This is a genomic window from Inquilinus sp. KBS0705 (assembly GCA_005938025.2).
Taxonomy (GTDB): domain Bacteria; phylum Bacteroidota; class Bacteroidia; order Sphingobacteriales; family Sphingobacteriaceae; genus Mucilaginibacter.
In genome coordinates this window covers 1873319-1896174 of the sequence record VCCI02000001.1, presented here as the reverse complement: position 1 = coordinate 1896174, position 22856 = coordinate 1873319, and the positions used below count along the sequence as shown (strand labels likewise).

The window sequence follows — 22856 nt, the reverse complement described above, 5'->3', positions numbered from 1 at the left end:
GCGTGTTTTAGTGTGTTCGTCTGGATTTATAATCCGGCACCCCCCGTTGGTCCGGATTTATAATCCGGCACCTAACATTGGGGGATTTGCAATCCCCGAGGGTTATCTTACCTCTGTATTGATATCTTCTATAACTGTCACTTCCAGTAATGCATTGTATGCGCCTGCATACTGTGCAGCAGAACTTAAAACGTAATCTTCAGCTTGATAAACTATTCCGGTACTTACCGGGTTTTCGTGTATATAATTTATCTTCTGTTCAATAAATTTGCCCGAACTTAATTCAATTGGATGCAACCCTTCTTGCCAAAATTTGTAATTTTTTATCTTGGGGTCGTATTTGCCGGCAAAACTAAAATGTCTTAATAGCCATTCGCGGCGGCTTTCGGGAATTTCGTTGATGGATTCGATCATTTTTTTTGATGTGAACTTCTTGAAATCTCGCATTACGTCAGATAGCGTATACTGTCCAGGCATAACCGATACTACCAAATGCAGATGGCTGGGCATAAGACACCATGCATATATAACCAATCCTTTGTGCTGTTGGCAATATTTTAAAGATGTGATTAGGTCATTGCAAAGCTCTTTACGGGTAAAAACATCAACCCAGTCTACAACGGTCAATGTTAAAAAATACAATTCGTCGGTAGATGTTATACGATACTTAAAGCCCATGTTTAAAAATATGTTTTTGTTTCGCGGATTGCAAATCCGCAGCTTTTAAGACCGGATTGCAAATCCGGACTAACGTAGTTTAATAGTGTTGGTCCGGATTTATAATTCGGCACCTAACATTGGGGGATTTGCAATCCCCGAGGTAATTTTGTTTCGCGGATTGCGCTCTGCTAATCCAACAGCAACTCCAAAAATTTAAGATCGAGCCAGCGGTTAAACTTAAAGCCTACCTGTTTAAAATGCGCTACTTGTTCAAACCCAAAGCTTAGGTGCAATTGCAGGCTAACAGGATTTTCGCTGTCTATACCAGCAATTAAGGCATGCATACCCGCTTGCCGTGCGCGGTCTATAAGTGTTTGCAGGATGATTTTGCTGATGCCCAGCCCTCGATAATCGCGATGCACATATAAGGAGTGCTCGGCAGTAAAACGGTAACAGGGCCATACCCTAAATTGCCCGTAGGTGCCAAAGCCTGCAATGGTATCGCCCTGTTGCGCGATGATCAATGGAAAGCCAGCCGCCTTGCGTTCGTTAAACCAGGTTTGGCGCATAGCCAGTGTATGCGGCTGCTCGCTGTAAACCGCGGTGGTATGCAGTATTACATCATTATAAATATCCAGCACAAGGGGCAGGTCGGCTTCGGTCATATCCCTTATGGTAACAGGTGTGGCATCCATACAGGTAAAGATAATTAAATGGGTGGAGCAAGAAGCGATTTATAAGCAACCGTCATTTCGATCCGTTGGCTAACGGAGTAGCAAACTCCTTAACACAAAAGCGTTCATGAAAAGCGCGGAGATTGCTTTGTCGCTATCGCTCCGCGCAATGACATGTCGGTTATTTACTGCTCCCCAAAATCTCATCTATCATACCAAACTCCAGTGCTTCTGCGGCTATCATCCAGTGGTCGCGGTCGCTTACGCGGTGCACGGTCTCGTAGCTTTGGCCGCTGTGCTTGGCGGTTATTTCGTATAGTTCGCCTTTCATTTTGGCTATTTGCCGGGCGGCTATTTCAATGTCGGCTTCGGTGCCTTGCGCACCGCCCGATGGCTGGTGCATCATTACCCGCGAGTGGGGCAGGGCGGCACGCTTGCCTTTGGCCCCGGCGCACAGCAGGGTTGATGCCATAGAAGCCGCCATACCGGTGCAAATGGTAGCCACCTCGGGCTGTATAAATTGCATGGTATCGTAAATACCCAAACCGGCGTATACCGAACCGCCGGGCGAGTTAATGTATATCTGTATATCGCGCTTGGCATCGGCCGACTGCAAAAAAAGCAGCTGTGCCTGTATAATGTTGGCTACATGGTCGTCAACCGCGGTGCCTAAAAAGATGATGCGGTCCATCATCAGGCGCGAGAATACGTCCATCTGCGATATGTTCAACTGGCGCTCTTCCAGTATATTGGGCGTCATGCCAGTGGGTAGCGTGTGGGTATTTACCTGCCCTATAAAGCTATCCAGTGCTAAAGAATTGACACGGCGGTGCCTCACCGCGTATTTGCGGAACTCGTTTTTATCCATTTCCATAAAATTTGTTTGTTTTAGCGGTTAAACAGGCGCATTATTTTTTCCCTGAAACTTTGGTGCTGCGGTAGGCTGAACAGCTGCCGGTGCACATCCTGTATTTGTGTACGCAGTTGCTTACGGCCGTATTGCTGCACCAGCGCCAGCGTTTGCTGCTGCCATTGCACCTTCTCCCTTAGCTCTGGAGACAGGATCAACCGCGCCTCAAAAAGCAAGGCATCGCCGGGCTGTTGGGTGTTGTGCAGGTGCGCGTCTATTTCGGCGGTTTCAGTCAATAAAGTCCTCATAAACTAATGCTTGTTGTTTTACTGTTTCGCGTACTTTCTCTAAACATTTATACTTCTGCACGGTCACCGAGCGCTCGCCCGAGTAACCAAACAATTCGGCTACACGGTGCATGGGCAGCTTGTCGTAATAAAAGGCGCTCAGCAGGTCCATACACTTTTTGCCGGCGCTTTGCAGGTAGTGCAGTACTTTGGCCGATGATGGGTTTTGCTCAGGTTCATCGGCCATATCCATGCTATCTGTTAGCGGTAAATTGCCCTGACCGTTCTTAATCTTTTTAAGCCATAGGTGCTTAGCAATGCCCATTAAATAACCTTTATCGTTCTGCACGGGTATATTGGCGTTAACTACCTTTTCGTAATACGCCACCAGCGCGTCCTGGAAAACATCGCGGGCATCATCAAAGCTGCCACCCATTTTGGCTACATGCCGCGCCACCACCGGGAAGGTGCTTTTATACAACTCCATTATCAGCTTTTCTCTTTGGGCGGATGTGTTATCGGTTACCATAGCTTAGCGTTTAATAGGATGTGCAGTTTAGGGGCGATATATCACCGTGAAATTAAAAATAAAAATGCGATTTATCTTAACACAGAGATACAAAGCAGCCCAGAGCCCAACAATACTCAGAAAGTTCTCTTTGTGCACTTTGCGCCTCCTCAGCGTACTTTGTGTTTGAATTTTTTACAAAGAATTAAAAGGATGCAGAAACACACGAATATGGTAATTAAACACAAAAAGGCCCGCCGAAGCAAGCCTTTTTGTGTTGGTTGTGCAGTAATCTGTTATTTAAGCAGATCTGCCTTAACAATATCCAGTATCTTGAATGATTCAGCAGTTGATGGTGCCTCGGCGTATACGCGCAGTACAGGCTCGGTACCCGATGGGCGTATCATCACCCAGGTTTCGTCTTCAAAGAAGAATTTAAAGCCGTCAAGGTCTTCGGTTTTAACCACCTTAAGGCTGCCAAAGCTATCAACACCGCCTTTACAACGGCTAATAATAGCTTGCTTTTTCTCTTCGGTAACGTGCAGGTCGTAACGCTCAACCGCGAATTTGCCTACTACTTTGTATATTTCCTGTACCAGGTCGCTTAAGCTGCGGCCGGTTTTGGCCATAAACTCCCATATCATCAGGCCTATCCAAATGCCATCGCGCTCGGGTATGTGGCCGTTAACCGCGATACCGCCGCTTTCCTCGCCACCCACCATAAATGGTTTGCCCGAGTTAACAATAAGGTCGCATATGTATTTAAAACCAATTTTGGTAACGGTATTGTTTAATCCGTAGGCATCGCACAGCTTTTGTATTTTGCTGGTACACGAAAAGGTAGAGTAAACCTCGCCGGTTTCGCCTTTAACCTTGTTCATGTAATGTATCAGCAGCAGCAATATATGGTGCGAATCTACAAACGTACCGTCGGCATCGTATAAACCAATACGGTCTGCATCGCCATCGGTAACCAAACCTGATGCAATTTCGCCTTCAGATAGTTTTATCAGTTGCTCAAACTCCTGCAGGTTGCGTTGTATAGGCTCGGGTGCCTGGCCGTCAAAGCCGGGGTTATAATCGCTGTGCAAAAAGGTAATATCGGGGAACATACGGCGCATTACATTTTGGCCGGCACCGTACATACCATCGTAGGCCCATTGCAAACCGCTGTCGCGTATGGCCGGTATATCAAAGCTTTTTTCGGCATGCTCCACATACATATCCTCCAGGTTGATGTACTCCACAAGGCCTTCTGTCTGGTAATCGGTGATCGATTTTAGTTTTAGGTCTATGGTATCGGGTATCTGGCTTTCTACCTTTTCAATATCATCCGGGGTAGCAGGGCCGCCATAAAAGGCTTTTATTTTATAACCGTTATAGGCAGGCGGGTTGTGGCTTGCGGTAATAATAATACCTGCCGAAGCTTCTTTACGCACGGTGCCTAAAGATATCATAGGGGTAGATACGAACAAGTTTTCGGCACGGAACACCTTGATACCCTGCGATGCCAGTACGCAGGCAGTAGCATCGGCAAACATAGGGCCTGCAAAACGCGGGTCGCAGCCTACCACTGCCGATGGGTTATCAAAGTTTTGTTTTAGCCATAATGCGGTTGCATAAGCAACGCGTTTTACATTCTCAAGGGTAAAGTCATCTGCTATGATAGCTCTCCAGCCATCAGTGCCAAATTTTATTTTGATCATTTTAGAGAGATAAGTGGTTTAAAATCCTATTTTTAGCGCCTCAATATTGATACAAGAATATCAATCATTTATGGTAAACGGAAACAAATAATGAAAGTTTTAAAATTTGGCGGAACATCGGTCGGTAGTCCCGCCCGTATGCAAAAGCTGCTGGATATAATAAATCCTGCCGAAAGGCAAATAGTGGTGCTGTCGGCAGTATCGGGCACTACCAATAATTTAGTAGAAATAGGGCAGGCTTACCTTGCCGGCGATAAACCAAAAGCTGCCGCTCTTATTAGCGCGCTTAAAGATAAATACGAGGTTTTTATAAAGGAATTGCTGGCCAAACCCGAGTTTTACGACCAGGGTAAAGAAGTTATAGACTATCATTTTAAACTGTTAAGCAGCTTAGCTAACGACCTTTTTACACCGATAGAAGATAAAATTATACTGGCACAGGGCGAACTGCTATCAACAACCCTATACCACATTTACCTGAAAGAAATTGGCGTACCATCGGTTTTATTGCCGGCGCTTGATTTTATGAAGACCGATGAGGATAGCGAACCCATTGTAGACCATATCACTGCCGAACTGCCCCCGTTGCTGGATAAGCACCCCGATGTAAACCTGTTTATAACCCAGGGCTTTATTTGCCGCAATGCTTTTGGCGAAATTGATAACCTTCGCCGTGGCGGCAGCGATTACACCGCATCGTTAATTGGGGCGGGCATACGCAGCGAAGAGGTGCAGATATGGACCGATATTGACGGCATGCACAATAACGACCCGCGCATTGTAAGCAATACCAAACCTATTGCCCAGCTATCGTTTGACGAGGCCGCCGAGCTGGCCTACTTTGGTGCCAAAATATTGCACCCCCAAAGTGTGTTCCCGGCGCAAAAGTATAAGATACCCGTGCGTTTGCTAAACACAATGGACCCGCAGGCTGCCGGTACGCTGATAACCAATACCAGCGAAAAGGACAGGATAAAATCGATAGCCGCTAAAGATGGCATTACAGCCATTAAAATACAAAGCAGCCGCATGCTGTTGGCGCATGGTTTTTTACGCCGTGTGTTTGAGGTATTTGAGCGTTACCGCACCTCGATAGATATGATCACTACATCCGAAGTGGCGGTATCATTAACTATAGACGATACCACTTATATTGAAGAGATAAAGCAAGAGCTTGCCGCGTTTGGATCCGTTGATGTAGATACTAACCATACTATTATTTGCGTGGTTGGCGATTTTGGCGCCGAAAAGCATGGTTATGCCGCCCGCGTGCTGGAAGCGGTTAAACATATCCCCGTTAGGATGATATCCTACGGCGGCAGCGACCATAACATGAGCCTGCTGGTTAAAAACGCCGATAAGGTGGAGGTGCTGAGAAGCCTGCACAGCAGGTTGTTTTAGGCTTTTAACAAAGTGTCATTGCGATCCGTTGGCTAACGGAGAGCAATCTCCCGATGGGCATATCCAATAGGCATAGTTCTGAGATTGCTTTGTCGCTATCGCTCCTCGCAATGACGTGGTTAATAATGATTTGATAAAAGAAAATGTTTAATACCGATACCATACAGCGTTTCACCGATTTAGAAACCCCATTTTACTATTACGACCTTAATGCATTGCAGCAAACGCTTAATGCCTGCCGCACGGCGGCCGATAAGTACGGTTTTCATGTGCATTACGCCATGAAGGCCAACTTTAATACAAAAGTGGTTAGTACTATACAGTCGTACGGGTTTGGGGCCGATTGTGTGAGCGGTAACGAGGTAAAATCGGCCATTGAGCATGGCTTTGATAAAGGCAAGGTGGTATTTGCCGGTGTAGGTAAATCTGACAAGGAGATAAACGCCGCGCTGGATGCCGATATATTTTGTTTTAACGTAGAATCGGTGCAGGAGCTGGAGATCATTAACGACCTGGCCAAAGCAAAAGGTAAGGTTGCCGGCATAGCCATACGCATAAACCCTAATGTTGATGCGCATACCCATCACTATATTACTACCGGGCTCGACGAGAATAAATTCGGCATAAACACCTGGCAGTTAAATGATGTGGTAGATATGCTGCGCAAATGCGCCAACCTTAAATTTTTAGGCATTCATTTCCACATTGGTTCGCAGATAACCGACATGGAGGTTTACCGCAGCCTGTGCATCCGCATAAACGAAATGCAGGACTGGTTTGAAAACCACGGCTTTGCCATAAAAATATTAAATACAGGCGGTGGCCTGGGGGTTGACTATTATAACCCAGATACCAATGCCATACCCGATTTTGAAAGCTATTTTAAAGTTTTTAGCCAGTTTTTAAACGTTAAGCCGGGGCAGGAGGTACACTTCGAGCTTGGGCGTGCCTTGGTGGCGCAATCGGCCTCGCTGATATCAAGGGTGCTGTACGTTAAAAACGGCCAAAAAAAGAACTTCCTGATACTGGATGCCGGTATGACGGAACTAATGCGCCCAATGCTTTACCAGGCGTATCATGTGATAGAGAATTTAAGTGGAAAGTTAAAAGTTGAAAGTCAAAAGTCAATAGCGGATAAATCCGAAATTGAACATTCGAAATCCGAAATTAAATACGACGTTGTAGGCCCTATATGCGAAAGCACCGACTGTTTCCGTAAGGATGTTGATCTGCCGCAATCGTTCCGTGGCGACCTGATAGCTATACGTACCGCTGGCGCTTACGGCGAGGTAATGGCATCGGGTTATAACCTGCGCGACCACGCGCCATCGGTTTACTCAGAAACGGCAGGCTAAACCAACCTGCACCGAGCCGCCCGAAAGGTTACTGCTTGTTGCCGAAGTTAAATAGCCTGTAAGCATTTTATAACCCAGGGAAATGGTTGCGCCCGATGTGGAAGCACCGTAATAGTTATAAGTATCTTTTTTAACCAGCTGCCCTGTTGTTTTATTAATAAACAGCTTTGCTCCAATATTTACATCTTTATTCAGCCTGATGAGCATCTCGCTGAATATGCCATAGCTAAACATTCCCGCCTGTGTAGCGCTGTAAACATCGGGCTGGTTTGCAACAGCGCGGCGGTATGCCAGGTAGTCGCCACCTTCTTGGGTGTACACCATATCAACACCAATCAGCCGCCAATCTGTTTTTTTAGTACTTACATAGTACGATGCCGAGCCGTTAAAGCCAAACCCTGTAAACGCTTTATTAGAAACTGCCGGTTTTGCGCTTACCTGCTCTTTGTAAGTGCCTGCAAAGCCCAACACACCGTAGCTAAAATTGAAATGGGGCACCGTATGCGAGCGGTATATATTTAATAAGCCCGCTTTGGTATCATCTGTTTGGTTAAACATATTATCGTGCATTAATAAGGTGCCCGATCCATACAGCCTTGTTTTAACCGAATCTTTTGAATGTGGCTTTATCATTTGCTGCACGTCGTTTTGGTACAAAGCCGGGCCATAAAAGCGTTCGCTGCATGATGATACGGCCATGCTTAGCAGCAGGCCCGCAATCAGGTGGGTTTTTTTCAATTGGTTTAAAGTTTAGGTGGTTAAATTTATTAAATTTTGCTAAAAACCATTACGGTAAAGTATGCCGGGGCGCTACAATAAAAACTATTTAAAGTATTGTAAATCTGCATGGTAATATAATACGTATATAAAACTGCCTTTGCTTTTTTTTGAGATAAAGCAATTGGGGTTAATAGCTAAACAACGGCTAAACAGTTAAAGCACATGCTTGTGGTTGATGTATGTGTGGTATACTTTTAGCATAACCCCTAAGTTTTTTACTTAGGGGTTTATTTTTTTTATTATTTTTAAAGTCGTTAAAAACTTGCAGTTGTATTATTTCGTAATTAGTTTAACACCATTAAATAACTATAACAGGTACATTAATGGTAATTTATTGGCAAATAAACTTGTTTGTTGCCGTTATTTTATAATAAATAATTAAGTATACCACCTTTTTACCATCCATCATAAATGAAATATACAGAGCAAGAACGCCTTAATGCTGTTAACAGGTTTAAGCACCTTGATGCTGGTATTACTAATGATTTAAATGAACTGGTATCGCTAATTGCCGAAATATGTAATACACCCGTTGCCCTTATTACCTTGCTTGATAAAGACACCCAATGGTTTAAAGCTTCGGTAGGTACCGAGGTGGATTGTACCGACAGAAGCGTGTCGTTTTGTAACCATACCATTGAGCAGGACGGTTTACTTATTATACCCGACCTTGCAGCTGACGATAACTACAATACCAACCCGCTGGTTACCGGCGAGCCTCATGTACGCTTTTATGCAGGTGCAACCCTTACAACAAAAGATGGTTATGCCATTGGCAGTTTGTGCGTGATAGATATGCAGCCGAGGGAGCTGACCGAACATCAGAAAAAATCGATGCTGGTTATGGCTAAACAAGTTATAAACCTGGTAGAGTTTAACTGGAGCATGAGCAACCTTGCTGCACAACACAAAAGAGAACACGAACAAAATATTGCCATAAGCGAATCGCAGTTAAAACTGAAGGCCATTTTTGATAGCTCGGTTGATACGCACGTATTAGTGAATAAAAACTACGAGGTGCTGGCTTATAACAGATCGGCAGCAACTTTTATCCGTAATACTTATAGCCACAAATTAACCGAGGGCGATTCTATTTTAGATTTTACAGACCCGGATATACTTAACCAGTTTAAAAAATACTTTAACGTAGCTTTAGGCGGCCGCACCATTAAACGCGAGTGGATGATGATGGCAGGCACACCTTATGCCTGTTGGAAAGCAACCAGCTTTATCCCCGTAAAAAACAACACCGGCGAAGTAATAGGCGTGGCCCTAAACTCAACCGATGTTACCCACCATAAAAAGCAGGAAGCCTACATTAACGTACAAAATGATGCCTTACAGCGTATTGCCATGATACAATCGCACGAGCTGCGCCGCCCAGTAGCATCGTTGTTAGGTATAATGGACCTGATACGGATGGAAAACATCAGTTTTAATTATATGGATATGATGGAAATTACCGTAAACGAACTCGACGAAAAAATACGCGGTATAGTTAAAGATTCGGAAAATACCCTGCATGGCCGCCACCTGGCAATTGTAGCCTAAAAGCTATTTTTTTAGCGTCTTGGTTATCAACATACGTTAATGTGGATAATTATACCTACCTTGCGCGCTTTAATAAATAAAATAATGCAAAAAGAAGGAACAGTAAAATTTTTCAATGAAACAAAAGGCTTTGGCTTTATCACACCAAACGGTGGCGGCGCAGACGTATTTGTTCATTCAACAGGCCTAATCGATGAGATCCGTGAGAACGATAAAGTAGAGTTTGAAGTAGAAAACGGAAGAAAAGGCTTAAACGCGGTAAATGTAAAAGTTGTTTAATTATATATTAATCCACTAAGCGTACAAAAAAGGGCTATCTCGAAAGAGTTAGCCCTTTTTTTATGAAGTGCATTTTACGAGTCTAATTCCCCAAAATGAGTTAAGCTACTACGCCAGCTTTGTACGTAACCATTTCCTAACCGGCTCATCGTACCATTTTAAGGCGGCATAGGCCAAAGCAATACTACCGGTTAAAATAAGTAAGGCATAGGGCCATGCCTGGGCTAAGGTTACCCCTTTATGGTTGCTAACCCAGGCAACATAAAAATACACAAGGGGGTAATGTACCATGTAAAGGGGGTAAGATATATCACCTAAAAATTTGCATACTCTTTGCTCCGTTTGTGTTTGCAACACGCCGCCGGCACCAAGGTATACAATAAACGGGAACACGATGATGATACAGGCAGCTTCATAAGCCCCATTCATCCAAAAATGTGTGGCGTCGCCAATGCGGGGCATATAAAGTACTATAACTACCAAAAGGCTGCACCACAAAAAGGCGTTTTTAATTTGCGTTGGTTTTGCTGCACGCGATAGCAGCAAGCCCGCGAAAAAAGGATACATGGTGCGGGTAAAGCCAATGCGTACCTGTTCTAAGTTCAATGTCCAGCCACCGCTTACTTCGCCATTTGTGGTGGCCAGGTGCGCAAGCGCAATGGCGGCAATAACTACTAAAATACTTAATGCCGTTTTTGAGAATTTTCTGATCCAGATAGCATAAAGGATGTTGGCGATGTATTCAAAAAATAACGACCAGCCCACGCTATTAAGCGGGTGCATCTCTTGCCAGCCACGTATATCAAGCGATAGGGGCACAGGCAATATGGTGTACCCAACAAGCATCACCAGCAGCATTTTCCATACAGGGATGGTATGAATAAGCGGCCACAGTGTCGAATCGGTAAAATAAAAACCGATTGCCCCAAGGGTCATCCCCAAAACCACCATAGGTTGCAGCCGCTTTACACGGCGTTTAAAAAAACTGCCGACGGTCATCTTATTCCAACGGTCGTCATAAGCATAACCTATAACGAAACCGGATAATAAAAAGAAAAAATCTACAGCCAGGTAACCATGGTTAACAAGGATATCTGCATGGCTGGTAGCCAATGGCTCTACCAGGTGAAAGGTAACCACAATAATTGCCGCCACACCGCGCAGGCCGTCTAATATAGGGTAGTGCGGCTTGGTAGCCAGCTGGTTATTATTCATTAATAAATTGGCTGTATAAACGATGGTGCCGCCGCAAATTATAAAAAAATAGCATAGCTGCCCTGTCAGGTTATACATAAATAGCCTGCCTTAATTAATTGCGGCTGAGGGGAGCGGGTGGGATACACCCGTTACTTGCAGAATTAAACTATTTTTTATTTTATTAAACACTGCGGCAGGGTATTTGTTAACTATGTACAAATCATCTACTAAAAAGTAAAAATTATTATGAAAGATCAAGCAAAAATTATAGCAGCACTTTTGGTAGGTGCTGCGGCGGGCGCTGCTTTAGGGTTATTATTAGCTCCTGAAAAAGGCGAAGAGTTGAGAGGCGATATTGCTGATTACGTTAACGACCTTGTTGATAAGGCGAAGAATAAAGCACAATCGACAGCTGATAACCTGAAAGAGTATGGCAGCAGTGCTGTTGACTCGGTAAAGTCGAAATTTAGCGGTGCTGTTAGCGATGCAGAGAATGCTGCACAGGATGCAAAATCGCAAGCTACTAACTACGCCGAAAACGGTTTTAGTGATGCCAAGCAAAAAGCAAAGGGCACAGCTAACGATTGGAACAACTCTATACAAAACGCATAAGTTGTAATTAATATATAAAAAGCCCGGCCAATTTAATTGGCCGGGCTTTTTTGTTTATGGTGAAACCAACAAAGGCCTACTTTTTAATAGTTAACCTTTTGCCATAGCTTAATTGGCGCCACAGCCACTCAATAGGGCCGTAGTTATACCTGCCAAGCCACCATTTGCTAAAATAAAGCTGTACAATGTAAATAACCAGGCCCAGCAGGTAGTAGCAAGCAACAGGCAGTTTATGCATTACAGCCCAGCCCAGCCCGGCACCCGAAAATAAAAACACACCAATAATGTTTTGGGTGATGTAGTTGGTTAGGGTCATTTTACCCATATATTGTAAGTGAGTAAATATCCCCTGCCACTTGCCGCTTAAATAAAGCCAGCATATTGATGATGAAATAAATACCATAGTGATAAGCACTGTCCAGTAATCGGCATTAAAGTAGGGCTTTAAAAGGGCGGGTTTATTTACCAGGTAGGTTAGCAAATAAACAATAATTAAACACAGCAGGCTTATCGCCCATATGTGGGTCATCTTTTGCTTAAGATCGGTTCTGGTAAAGAAACTGGCCTTTTGGGCTGCCTGGCCCAGCAAAAAACAACAAAACATAACCGTATGCACGGTTACCGCGCAATTTAAATTGATAACCTGCCCAAACCAGGTACCTTGCAGGTTAAACCAAAAAACGTTTAACAAATTGCTGCTTTTGTATAAATGTAAATACGGAGTGAATATTCCCCAAAGTTCAGTACCTGTAATGTGTATTATCCAGGCGGTAACCAGTGGAATAACCACAAATAGGGCAGCACTAAAATAAAGGGATGCTTTAGCGCTGCAACGGTTAAAAAGCAGCAGTATAAGCCCTAAAAAAGCATAATCCTTTAAAATATCACCGAAGTAAAAAACACAGTTTATGAAGGCGAACACAAACAGCCAAAGCATGCGCTTTACAAAAAAACTATAGCTGTTGATGTTTTTTAGGCGGCTGCTTTGCATAATTACCGAAAAGCCATAGCCAAATAAAAAGCTAAGCAGTGTCCAGGATTTTGATGAGAAAACCAAACTACATGCCACTAAGAGTAAATCGGTAGCCTTACTTGTTTTAACGCTGCTATCGGGTGCTAAAAAGTAAAAGTCGATGTAGTTCATTAGCACAACCCCCAAAAGTGCCCAGCCACGCAATACATCAATAAGCGGTATACGCTGGTTATTTGATATGGGCTGAAAATCGGAACGGGGCATGTGCTAAGATTTGGAAACAAGATAATAAAAAAGGGGTATTTTCCTTTGTGATTGAAGTGGTTAAATTATCTGCGGAATCGTGTGTTTTTCAAGGATAGAAAAAATGCCGGATCAAATATATATCACTTAATGCTTGTTTATATGCCGGATATTTTTATATTAGTAATGCTCACCAAACGAATTAAAACGAAAAAAAACGAAAATTTCCCGCATAACCAACAAAAAAGTGGAATGCTTTAAGTAAGGGTATGGAATGTAAAAATGCCTTTAAACAACAAAGAGGCTATTTTTTTTTGAAATAGCCTCTTTGTTGTTGGGGGCAAAGAAAGGTTACTGAACAACCCAGGTGTTATCGGCTTTGTTGGCATCCACAAAAATGCCATTATCCAACGTAACCGACTTAAGGCTTTTGCCTATAACTGCTTTAAAGGTAACCAGTGTTTGTTTTTGGTTAGCCTCCCAAACGGCTGGGGTTTGGTGTATGGTTTTGGTTGTACCATCAGCAAAGGTCAGCACCACATCAAACGGAATGGCAAAGCCGCCAATGTTGCTTACAGTGATGGTATAGCCATCTTTTCCCTTTACAGGGTTGGTAATGGCAATGTCGTTGTAGCCATTGCTAAAGAACCAGTTGTTAAAAAACCACTTAAGGTTTCTGCCTGATACACTGCTCATTGAGTTAAAATAATCCCATGGGATAGGGTGTTTGCCATGCCATCTGTCCATGTAGCCATGCAGGGCTTTCTTAAATAGCTCATCGCCTAACATGTCTTTTAAAGCCAAATAGCTTAACGATGGCTTGCCATAGGCATTGTTACCATAGCCTGTGGTCAGCTCGCTTGATTGGGTGATAATAGGCAGGTCCTCGTTGCTCGATTTGTCATTTATCCAGCCATTTATACGGAACTGTTTATAGAAGGCGTCAGCCTTCTCTTTGCCCTTTTCGGCAGTGCCTATCAGGTATTCTAAGGTAGTGGCCCAGCCTTCGTCCATATAGGCGTAGCGGCTCTCGTTTATGCCCATATAAAACGGAAACCAGGTATGCGCTATCTCGTGGTCCTGCACAAGCTGTGCAAAGCCAGGGTCGCCCATTTGGCTATCGTTTACCATCATAGGGTATTCCATATCTGCAAAACCCTGAAAAGCAGTCATTTTAGGGAATGGGTAAGGTACGCCCGGCCAGTTGTTGCTAAACCAACCCAAAGCGTTACGGCCATACTGCACCGACATTTTAAAATCGGTACCTTTCTCTGAATAAGCAGCCTGCATGCTCGACCGGCGTCCGGTAGCTTTGTCTACAATCACGCTGCCTGCGTCCCAAATGTAGTGGTCGCTTAAGCCAACTGCCACATCGCTGATGTTGGTAGCGGTCCATGTCCAGGTGTTGGTAGCGTTTTGGGCGGTTACCTTGTTGCCTTTAACCTCATCAATGGTAGCTACATGTATAGTGCTGTCGCTGGTCATTGATCTTTCCAGGCGCTCGGCATACTCTTTCTGTAATACCTGTTTAGGGTTGCGTAGGGTACCTGTAGCCCAAACAATGTAGTTTTTAGGTACGGTTACGTTTAAGGTATAATCGTTAAAATCGTTATAAAATTCTTGCGCGTCTGTAAAGGTTACGCGGTCCCAGCCATTGTAATCGTCGTAAACAGATACCCGCGGATAAAAATATGCCAGGTAATAGCTGGTCGAATCTATTTTGCCTTCGCGGCCGCTTTGCTTGCTTACATCAAAGTGCCAGGTAATGTTCAGCTTAACCGAGTCATGGGGCATTAATGGTGTAGTAAGGCTTATAGGCTGGTTGGTGCCCGCGGCTGTAGTATTGTTCCAGCTCTTTTTTTGGCCGTTTACCAAAAACGAATCTATTTGCACACCCGATGTTAAATAGTCGGCACCAGCACCACCCATGCGCGGTGCACCCGGACGGTGAATATTCAGAATAAGCTTCATATTAAGCCTTTTAAGCGTATCTGGGCTATTGTTGAAGTAGGTAATGGTTTCTACCCCTTTTACCAGGCTTGCAGGCGGTACCGTGCTTATAGATATATTATAAACCCCGTGGTTTTGCCAATATTTTGGGCCGGGCTTACCATCAGGCGAACGGGTACCTTTTGTAAAAGCCTGCTTAATATCGCGCGGCATGTACAGATCCTGAGCCTGCAGTTGTAAGAAAAGTACACTGCAAAATAATGCTAACAGTATTGATTTTAACATAGTGATAAAGAATTTTTTATTGAGTTTGTATAAGCAAATGTAAAACTTATAAGCCTAAACATTACTTACTGTTTAGTAAACGAATTGTTACACTAATAGCTTGTGGGCAGGTTTTTAATTTTTTAAACTTGCTTAAGTTATTTTAGTAGGGGTATTAAATAACTATTACAAAGCCGGGCATTTTGCCTGGCTTTGTTCTTTTAAGCTATAACCTATTATAAATCAGTGCTTATATACTCTTTGGCCAATAAGGTAAACAGCTTGTCGTTATCGGTAGATTCATCAAGGTTTTCCACTAATAATTGCTTCACCTCGGGTTCTTTTAGCAAAGTAGCTATCATAATAAGCATTCGGTACGATGTAATGTGTACATGCTCCAGCACTTGTATATATAGGGCAAGATCAAGGTCGTTTAACAAAGGGATAGCCTGGTTCTCATCAATACAAAATTCGTCTTGTACTATCGATCTGATGGGGTTACAGTCCGCATCTGTAGCAGTTTCGCCTATTAGTTTGTAAACCTCTTCCATGCGCGATATCTGCTTTTTGATATCATCAGCAAACTCTTCTATTGCCAATTGCAAGCCCTTAAAAGATGCCAGGCTTACCAGGTGAGCAAGTTTTTTACGTAAAAAGCATTTGCCGTTATATATTCTATCTAAATGATGTAAGAAAATCTCTTTCAGAAACTTTACATCCGGGGTATTCGGGGTATCGGCTTGCATCGCTGTTGTTTAATTGTGAGGTGGGGCAAAAATCCTCTATTTTTTTGAATTTTAAAAGAATTGCTTACTCAAAAGTAAGTTTAATTAATGGTGTTAGGGTATATTAATACCTTTGCACAATATTATTACATTATGAGATATAAGTTAGGCGATTTTGTGCGGTTTGTAGACGAAAAACTGGAAGGTTATGTTACCCGGATCATTGATGAGCAAATGATAGGGGTAACCGTTGAGGATGATTTTGAGATACCTGTTTTAGCCAGTAAGGTAACATCGGTGCATGGGCATGGGTTGGTTGTGAACGAGGATGATGAGTTTGTAGTTGAGGCACCACAAACCGGCGATTTTGTGAACAAAGGCGTTTATATTGCGGTAATAACCGATGCAAAAGCCAACGCATTGGTGCACTTGTATTTGCTTAACCAAACATCTTATAGGTTGCTTACCTCGGTTACCACCGACTTGCAAAAGACTTTTAAAGGGGAATTTGCCGGGATAATAGAATCACAATCATCAGCCAAAATATATTCGGCCAAACTAAGTGACCTGCAATTGTGGCCGAAGTTTATTTTTCAGGTATTGTTTCACACAGCGCAAAACCAACCCGCGTTAGAGCCGCTTAATATTACTGAACAATTTAAAGCAAAAGATTTTGCAGGGGCTAAAAAACAGGTGCCTATATTAAATCAGCAAGGTTGGCTCATACAGCTTGACCAGCCCGAACTGGTGATAGATGCTCAGAAGCTAAAAGAAGCGTTTTTTAAACCTGCTGAAGAAAAGCAGGAATTGGCTAAACCTAAAACAGAGGTTGACCTACACATAGAGAAACTGCGTGATGATTACCAATTTTTGCAAAGCAGCGAAATATTAAATATACAAACCACTCACTTTAAACAAGCTTTAGATGCTGCCATAGTGCATCAAATGCCCGATATAACCTTTATACATGGCACGGGTAATGGCATTTTAAAACACGAACTTCATAAGCTATTAAGTAAACACCCCAAAGTGCAAACTTTTATGGATGCCCGTAAAGAGAAGTTTGGTTATGGGGCTACCAAGGTTATATTAAAGTAAGCCCTATTATAGGCTATACCCACTTTGTTGCGGCTTTTTACCAGCATTGATTAACATAATTGTTATAAATATGTACAAATGACACATTGGGTATTTACCTATCATGTCTATTTTTAAAAACTGTTAACCAATTATATTTCTCTATGTACAAGCTTAATTTCGGCTTTAAAAAGTTATCGCTATTATTTGTTTTTATAGTTTGTTTCGGTGGTGCAAATGCTGCCATACTATCATTTACCAAAACGGCCAAAGGCATCACATTTAAGCTGGATAAAGGCTTAATGCAGATAAATATTTGCAAGGCTGATATTGTGGAGGTAAAGTACACCATGCTTGGTGCCTTTAATGACAAACCGTCACTTGTAGTTAACAACAACTGGCCCCAGGCTATTGCTTACACAGTAACCGATAATGGAACAGATATAACCATTACCACATCGCGTTTAAAGCTTAAAGTAAATAAAGCTACTAATGCAATTACTTATTTTGATACCACAGGCCATGTTATCACATCCGAAGCAAGCAGTAACAAAACTATGACTGCAGCCACTATTGCCGGTATCGAAACCTATAATTGTACTACTGAATTTAACTCGCCAGCAGATGAAGCGCTATATGGCCTGGGCTGCCATCCTTTAGATTCGTTATCTATTAATTACAAGGGCCGCAATCAGGACATGGCGATTAAATATTTAACAGGAGCCATACCGGTTATGTTGTCAACTAAAGGGTATGGGCTTATGTGGGATAATTATTCAGCATCAAATTTTTATGGTGCCGAAGATGGAAACACTAAATTCAAATACGTATCTGAGAGTGGCAAACAAGTAGATTATTACTTTTTTTATGGCCCCGATTTTGACCAGGTAATTAACCTTTACCGCATTGCCACAGGTAAAGCGCAGATGTATGGTAAATGGGCCTATGGCTTGTTTCAATCGCAGGATAGGTATTTGAGCGAGGCAGAGATACTAACCGTAAAAGATAACTATCGTAACAACCACATACCTGTAGATGTACTGGTGCAGGATTGGTATTATTGGGATCCATTGCCTATAGGTTCGCATATTATGAAGCCTGAGCGGTACCCACATCCAAAACAGTTGATAGATGCGTTGCATAAGGCCAACCTGCATGCCATGATATCTATCTGGCCCGTATTTGGTAAAGGTACCCCTAATTACGATGCTTTAGAAAAAATGGGCGGCCTCACCAGCATTACCTGGGATAACGTGGTTACACACACTTTTGATACTTACTACGATGCCCATAACCCCGCCGCACGCGAATTATATTGGCAGCAAGCTCGCGATAGCCTTGTAAAACGGTATGGCTGGGATGCATGGTGGATAGATCAATGCGAACCTGATAATGGAGCCTTGCTTGACGAACGCCGTAAAGCAAACTTTTACACCGGCAAAGGGATAGATTATTTTAACACCTATTCGTTACAGCACACCAAGGGTGTTTACGAGGGCTGGCGCAGGGATATACCCGGTAAACGCGCGTTTTTCTTAGTAAGGCAGTCTTTTGCAGGCGAGCAGCGCAACGCATCAACGCTATGGTCGTCGGATATTGAGTGTACGTTTGCTAATTTCAAAAACCAGGTGCCACAAGGTATTAACGCATGCGCATCGGGCATACCGTACTGGACATCGGATATTGGTGGTTACCACTGGCACTGGACAGCGCCCGATTGGTCGAAACCGGAGTTTAGGGAATTGTTTACACGTTGGTTCCAGTTTGGTGCTTTTAGCCCTATATTCCGTATACATGGTAAAGGCGAACGTGCCTTATTTTCAAAGAACTGGGACGAAAGTACCCGCGCTACGCTATTGAAGTTTGATAACCTGCGTTACAGGCTGCTACCTTATATTTATTCGCTTGCCGGCAAGGTAAACGCCGATAACTATACCATAATGCGTGCACTAACCTTTGATTTTAGGGACGATGCCAATGTTTATGGTATACCAGACCAATATATGTTTGGCCCCGCGTTTTTAGTTAACCCGGTTACTGCCCAGCTATATACAGGAGCCGGTGCCGATAGTAAAGCTAAAACACGCAATGTATACTTACCAAAATCAACTAAATGGTACAACTTTTGGACAGGCGAGGTGCTTGACGGTGGGCAAAACCTTACTGTTGATGTACCGATGGACATGATGCCGTTATATGTTAAGGCAGGCTCGATCATACCTATGGGGCCGGTAATGGAATATGCCACTGAGAAGCCTGCTGACAACATTGAACTGCGCGTTTACCCTGGCGCAAATGGTTCTTTTAAACTATACGAAGACGAGAACGACAACTATAACTACGAAAAAGGACAAAAGGCAAATATCACCTTTACCTGGAACGATAAATTGCGCCAGTTAACTATATCAGATACTAAAGGGAGTTTCCCGGGGATGTTAAAATCACGCTTATTTAAAATTGTTAAAGTAAATGGTGCGCATGGTTCAAACACCTCGATAACCGCCATTGCAGATAAGACCATACGTTACACAGGCAGAAAAGTAGTGGTTTATTTATAATACCGGAGATATGAAGCCTTATCACAAATTATTTTTTCATCATAACAAAGCCCGGCCCAAACGCCGGGTTTTGTTATGATAAAGGTGTTAAAACTCAAATATCACCCCAATTGTAGGCAATACGTTGCCGCTTTTATTATCCAATAGTTTCGATTTAAACCTCGTTGGGTCGCCAGGGGCATCCTGTATATTGCCGCTTGCATCCCTATCGGGCACAAGGTAGGCTTGTAGCTGGTATTGGTTATAAGTAAGGTTTTGAATATCGAGGTAAACGTTAAGCGTAAACTTGCGGAACGGGTACTTTTTATCAACCCGCACATCAATCTGATAAAAGTCTTTTAGCCGTTCGGTATTTAGCTGCCCCCAATCCGGTATCCCTTGCGGGAATATAGCATAATTGCTTTTTATGGTAGATGATACAATGTTATAAGGCGTATATGGGCTGCCACCGGTGTACCTAAGCTTTGCACCCAGTTCCCAGTTGCGTTTAAATACCTTACCGCCTGTCATACTTAAAATATAGCGGTTGTTCCATGAAGATTGTACGTAAGCCCCATTCTTGTCCTGGAACTCGCTACGGAATAGCGTTAGCGCAAATATGCCATAAAAGCCTTTATTAAGCCGTTGCTGTGCAAAAAACTCAACCCCATAGCTGCGGCCTTTTGTAAACCCGGTCACCTTCTGATTTCCCACTACGCCAAAATCAGCCCCTAAATTGGCTAAAGGGATGCTGTCACCTAAAACTTTTACCAATGGGTAGTTTTTGTACCATTTATAAAATCCTTCAACAGTAAAGCGGGTATTTTTTAGCGTATTGTATTCTAAGCCCAAAACCAGTTGCTTATTGCTGATGTAATTAACGTCGCGGTTTGCAAGGCGGCCGGTGCTATCGCGGTAGCCTAAAACGGTATAGGCCGGTAACTGGTAGTAGATGCCGGTGTTAAAGTTCAGGCTAAACTTTTCGGTAAAATTATAGGATGCCGAGAACCGGGGCGAAAGCGTTTTACTCAGGTCATTCATTTTTGCCGAATAATTATTGGCATCAGCGCGTATACCCGCCGATAAATTTAATTTATCCTGGAAATAAGCCCGGCTTAATTGCCCAAAAGCACTATACTTAATAAAATTAAGGTTTGATGTATAAATGTTACTACCAAATGGTAATAAGTTGAAGGTATTGGTGGTGTATTTTGCAGTTTCGACACCTGCCCCAAAACTAACACGGTAATTGTTTTCGCGGCTTATGTTTTCAAATCTCAACTTGTTTTCTATTTCCTGCGAAGTATAATCAAGGGTTTTGGTGCCGGCTTCGTTATTGTCCTGGAATTTTTTGGCTTTATTATTCAGGTAGTCACGGCTTAACACCAATAACGAATACCCTTTTGAACGGAAGTTTTTATATGTTGCGCCAATAGTATAATCGTCTTGCGAGTTAACGGGGATATTAGCCAAAATATATTGGTTCAATTCGGTTTGTTCAGCACCAAGGTTTAACTTAAATCGGTCTACAGCGCCCAAGCCTAATATAGTTAGCTCATTCTTTTGATTGAACTTGGTTTTAACTTTAAACTGAAAATCTTGATACGCAGGCAAAAACGGCAGGCCCAGTAACTTAAATAAGCTTTGCAGGTAGGAGTATCTGTATGAAGATATAAACGTAGTTTTTTTGCCTATTGGGCCGGCCAATGAAGCCGCCAGGTCGCTTGAGCCTAATGTTACTGTAGCATTGAGCCTGTCGGTAGGGCCGTCCTTTTGCTTGAATTCAAATACCGAGCTTAATGCATTACCACGGTTGGCGGGGAACGCGCCTGAGTAAAAATCAACCTCGTTGATGAAGTCGACGTTTATTAAACCTACCGGCCCGCCTGATGAGCCTTGTGTAGCAAAGTGGTTAATGTTGGGTATCTCCACACCGTCTATATAAAAACGGTTTTCGTTTGGTGCGCCGCCCCTAATGATAATATCGTTGCGGAAGCTCACCGGCGATGACACACCAGGTAGTGATTGTATTACTTTACTGATATCGCGGTTTCCACCGGGATTGCGCTTTATTTCGGTTGCGCCAATGGTTCGTAACGATACCGGGCTTTCCAGCGGTTTGTTAAATCTTGGAGCCGATACTTTAACCTCGTTTAAGTTAAGCGCGTCTTCCTCAAGGTTAACATCGGCAATAGCAACTTTGGCATTGGTTAATTGCACATCAAAGATAGTTTTGGTGCGGTAGCCTACAAGTGAGAATTGAAGGGTATAATAACCAGGATTTAAACTATTCAGCTGGTAATTTCCCAGTGAGTCGGTAGTAGCACCTTTATTAGTACCTGTAACTGTAACGTTTACCCCGGCCAGTGGTTTATTAGTTAAAGCAGTTGTGATTGTGCCACGTATTATGCCTGACTGCCCCCAAGCAAAGGTGGGGTATATAAATAATAATAGCAGTAGCAGTTTCTTCATATCGTACACCAAAGATGGCGTATTTTTTGGATCTAATAATTCGCACAAGATAACAAATTAGAATAGTTGAAAATAATTGAAACCATTGTTGTAGTAAAATAGTTTATTCTATAGTTAATATTATAAACCATTAAATAATATAAATATGAAAACTGTAAAATTAGCAATGGTTGCAGCAGCTGCATTAGCCATTAATTGTGCCATAGCAAAAAGTAGTGCACACAAAATTACTACGCATAATAACACTGTTGCCGCGCTTGATACCGTTCCAAAAAAAGGCAAAACAACCACACCAAGGCAAAACAGTCCGTCTACAACAAAGCCGACCAGCCCAACTAATCCGAACAACCCGAGTAACCCTACTACTCCAACGCCTATACCTAATTATCCAACAACACCAACAAACCCTTCAACACCAACACCTACATCGCCTACAAGCCCAACCACACCTACATCGCCTGCAAGCCCAACCACACCTACAACACCAAGCCCTACTATACCCGCATCACCAAGCAGCCCAACATCGCCTACTTCACCAAGTAGCCCAACATCGCCTACCAGCCCAACTTCACCTACTACAACACCCGGTAGCCCAAGTACTTCACCAAGTACAACACCTGTCAGCCCAAGTACCTCACCGAGTACTTCGCCGTCTTCATCCCCTGCAACAGGCAGGCCAGGTATGTAATTTGTGGCATAGATATATCATTAAAAAGGCCGTATCAGTAATTTGCTGATACGGGCTTTGCAGTAAT

19 protein-coding genes and 1 pseudogene are annotated in these 22856 nt (G+C 43.1%); 8 read left to right on the top strand and 12 right to left on the bottom strand.

The window, feature by feature from the left end:
• Positions 1-102: 102 nt before the first annotated feature.
• The 6 genes from FFF34_008285 to FFF34_008260 all read right to left on the bottom strand — a co-directional run bounded on the left by FFF34_008285 (position 103) and on the right by FFF34_008260 (position 4685).
• Positions 103-678 carry a transposase gene (locus FFF34_008285; protein ID TSD67376.1) on the bottom strand — a complete coding sequence of 192 codons (576 nt, stop codon included), beginning with the start codon at positions 676-678 and terminating at the stop codon, positions 103-105.
• Between the two features lie 170 nt (positions 679-848).
• Entirely contained in the window at positions 849-1325 is a 477-nt protein-coding gene (locus tag FFF34_008280; GenBank protein ID TSD67995.1) for an N-acetyltransferase, read from the bottom strand.
• Positions 1326-1515: 190 nt separating this feature from the next.
• Entirely contained in the window at positions 1516-2208 is a 693-nt protein-coding gene (locus tag FFF34_008275; protein TSD67375.1) for an ATP-dependent Clp protease proteolytic subunit, read from the bottom strand.
• A gap of 14 nt (positions 2209-2222) precedes the next feature.
• Positions 2223-2492: a hypothetical protein gene (locus tag FFF34_008270; protein ID TSD67374.1), complete on the bottom strand. Its 270-nt coding sequence runs from the start codon at positions 2490-2492 to the stop codon at positions 2223-2225.
• Positions 2473-3000, bottom strand: coding sequence for a sigma-70 family RNA polymerase sigma factor (locus tag FFF34_008265; protein ID TSD67373.1), 528 nt, complete (start codon positions 2998-3000; stop codon positions 2473-2475). The genes FFF34_008270 and FFF34_008265 overlap by 20 nt, the downstream gene beginning before the upstream one ends.
• 275 nt (positions 3001-3275) lie before the next feature.
• Entirely contained in the window at positions 3276-4685 is a 1410-nt protein-coding gene (locus tag FFF34_008260; GenBank protein TSD67372.1) for a phosphoglucomutase/phosphomannomutase family protein, read from the bottom strand.
• A 90-nt stretch (positions 4686-4775) separates the two neighbouring features.
• Between FFF34_008260 and FFF34_008255 the strand changes: the two genes are divergently transcribed.
• On the top strand, positions 4776-6086 hold the full coding sequence (locus FFF34_008255) for an aspartate kinase (GenBank protein TSD67371.1): 1311 nt from the start codon (positions 4776-4778) through the stop codon (positions 6084-6086).
• Positions 6087-6229: 143 nt separating this feature from the next.
• Positions 6230-7441, top strand: coding sequence for a diaminopimelate decarboxylase (lysA, locus tag FFF34_008250; GenBank protein ID TSD67370.1), 1212 nt, complete (start codon positions 6230-6232; stop codon positions 7439-7441).
• Here lysA and FFF34_008245 read toward each other — a convergent pair.
• Positions 7424-8179 (bottom strand): hypothetical protein, encoded by a 756-nt coding sequence (locus tag FFF34_008245; GenBank protein TSD67369.1) that lies wholly within the window; start codon positions 8177-8179, stop codon positions 7424-7426. The two genes, lysA and FFF34_008245, sit on opposite strands and share 18 nt — an antisense overlap.
• A gap of 453 nt (positions 8180-8632) precedes the next feature.
• Here FFF34_008245 and FFF34_008240 point away from each other — a divergent pair, with 453 nt between their 5' ends.
• Both FFF34_008240 and FFF34_008235 read left to right on the top strand, forming a co-directional pair.
• Positions 8633-9772 (top strand): PAS domain S-box protein, encoded by a 1140-nt coding sequence (locus FFF34_008240; protein ID TSD67368.1) that lies wholly within the window; start codon positions 8633-8635, stop codon positions 9770-9772.
• Positions 9773-9856: 84 nt separating this feature from the next.
• Positions 9857-10051, top strand: coding sequence for a cold-shock protein (locus tag FFF34_008235; protein ID TSD67367.1), 195 nt, complete (start codon positions 9857-9859; stop codon positions 10049-10051).
• Positions 10052-10159: 108 nt separating this feature from the next.
• Here FFF34_008235 and FFF34_008230 read toward each other — a convergent pair whose 3' ends face one another.
• Entirely contained in the window at positions 10160-11266 is a 1107-nt protein-coding gene (locus FFF34_008230) for an acyltransferase (protein ID TSD67366.1), read from the bottom strand.
• 228 nt (positions 11267-11494) lie between these two features.
• Between FFF34_008230 and FFF34_008225 the strand changes: the two genes are divergently transcribed.
• Positions 11495-11860, top strand: coding sequence for a YtxH domain-containing protein (locus tag FFF34_008225; protein TSD67365.1), 366 nt, complete (start codon positions 11495-11497; stop codon positions 11858-11860).
• Positions 11861-11936: 76 nt separating this feature from the next.
• Here FFF34_008225 and FFF34_008220 read toward each other — a convergent pair whose 3' ends face one another.
• From FFF34_008220 to FFF34_008210, 3 genes are all read right to left on the bottom strand, one after another.
• Positions 11937-13097, bottom strand: coding sequence for a DUF418 domain-containing protein (locus tag FFF34_008220; protein TSD67364.1), 1161 nt, complete (start codon positions 13095-13097; stop codon positions 11937-11939).
• A 330-nt stretch (positions 13098-13427) separates the two neighbouring features.
• Positions 13428-15311 carry a M1 family metallopeptidase gene (locus FFF34_008215; GenBank protein TSD67363.1) on the bottom strand — a complete coding sequence of 628 codons (1884 nt, stop codon included), beginning with the start codon at positions 15309-15311 and terminating at the stop codon, positions 13428-13430.
• Positions 15312-15526: 215 nt separating this feature from the next.
• Entirely contained in the window at positions 15527-16036 is a 510-nt protein-coding gene (locus tag FFF34_008210) for a DUF892 family protein (protein TSD67362.1), read from the bottom strand.
• 132 nt (positions 16037-16168) lie between these two features.
• Between FFF34_008210 and FFF34_008205 the strand changes: the two genes are divergently transcribed.
• Positions 16169-17113: a DNA mismatch repair protein MutS gene (locus tag FFF34_008205; protein TSD67361.1), complete on the top strand. Its 945-nt coding sequence runs from the start codon at positions 16169-16171 to the stop codon at positions 17111-17113.
• A gap of 143 nt (positions 17114-17256) precedes the next feature.
• Positions 17257-19650 carry a DUF4968 domain-containing protein gene (locus FFF34_008200; protein ID TSD67360.1) on the top strand — a complete coding sequence of 798 codons (2394 nt, stop codon included), beginning with the start codon at positions 17257-17259 and terminating at the stop codon, positions 19648-19650.
• Positions 19651-19737: 87 nt separating this feature from the next.
• Here FFF34_008200 and FFF34_008195 read toward each other — a convergent pair whose 3' ends face one another.
• Positions 19738-22101 (bottom strand): TonB-dependent receptor, encoded by a 2364-nt coding sequence (locus FFF34_008195; protein ID TSD67359.1) that lies wholly within the window; start codon positions 22099-22101, stop codon positions 19738-19740.
• Positions 22102-22405: 304 nt separating this feature from the next.
• On the opposite strand from FFF34_008195, the pseudogene FFF34_008190 reads away from it, so the two are divergent.
• Positions 22406-22777: pseudogene (locus FFF34_008190) on the top strand (hypothetical protein).
• Positions 22778-22856: the final 79 nt, after the last annotated feature.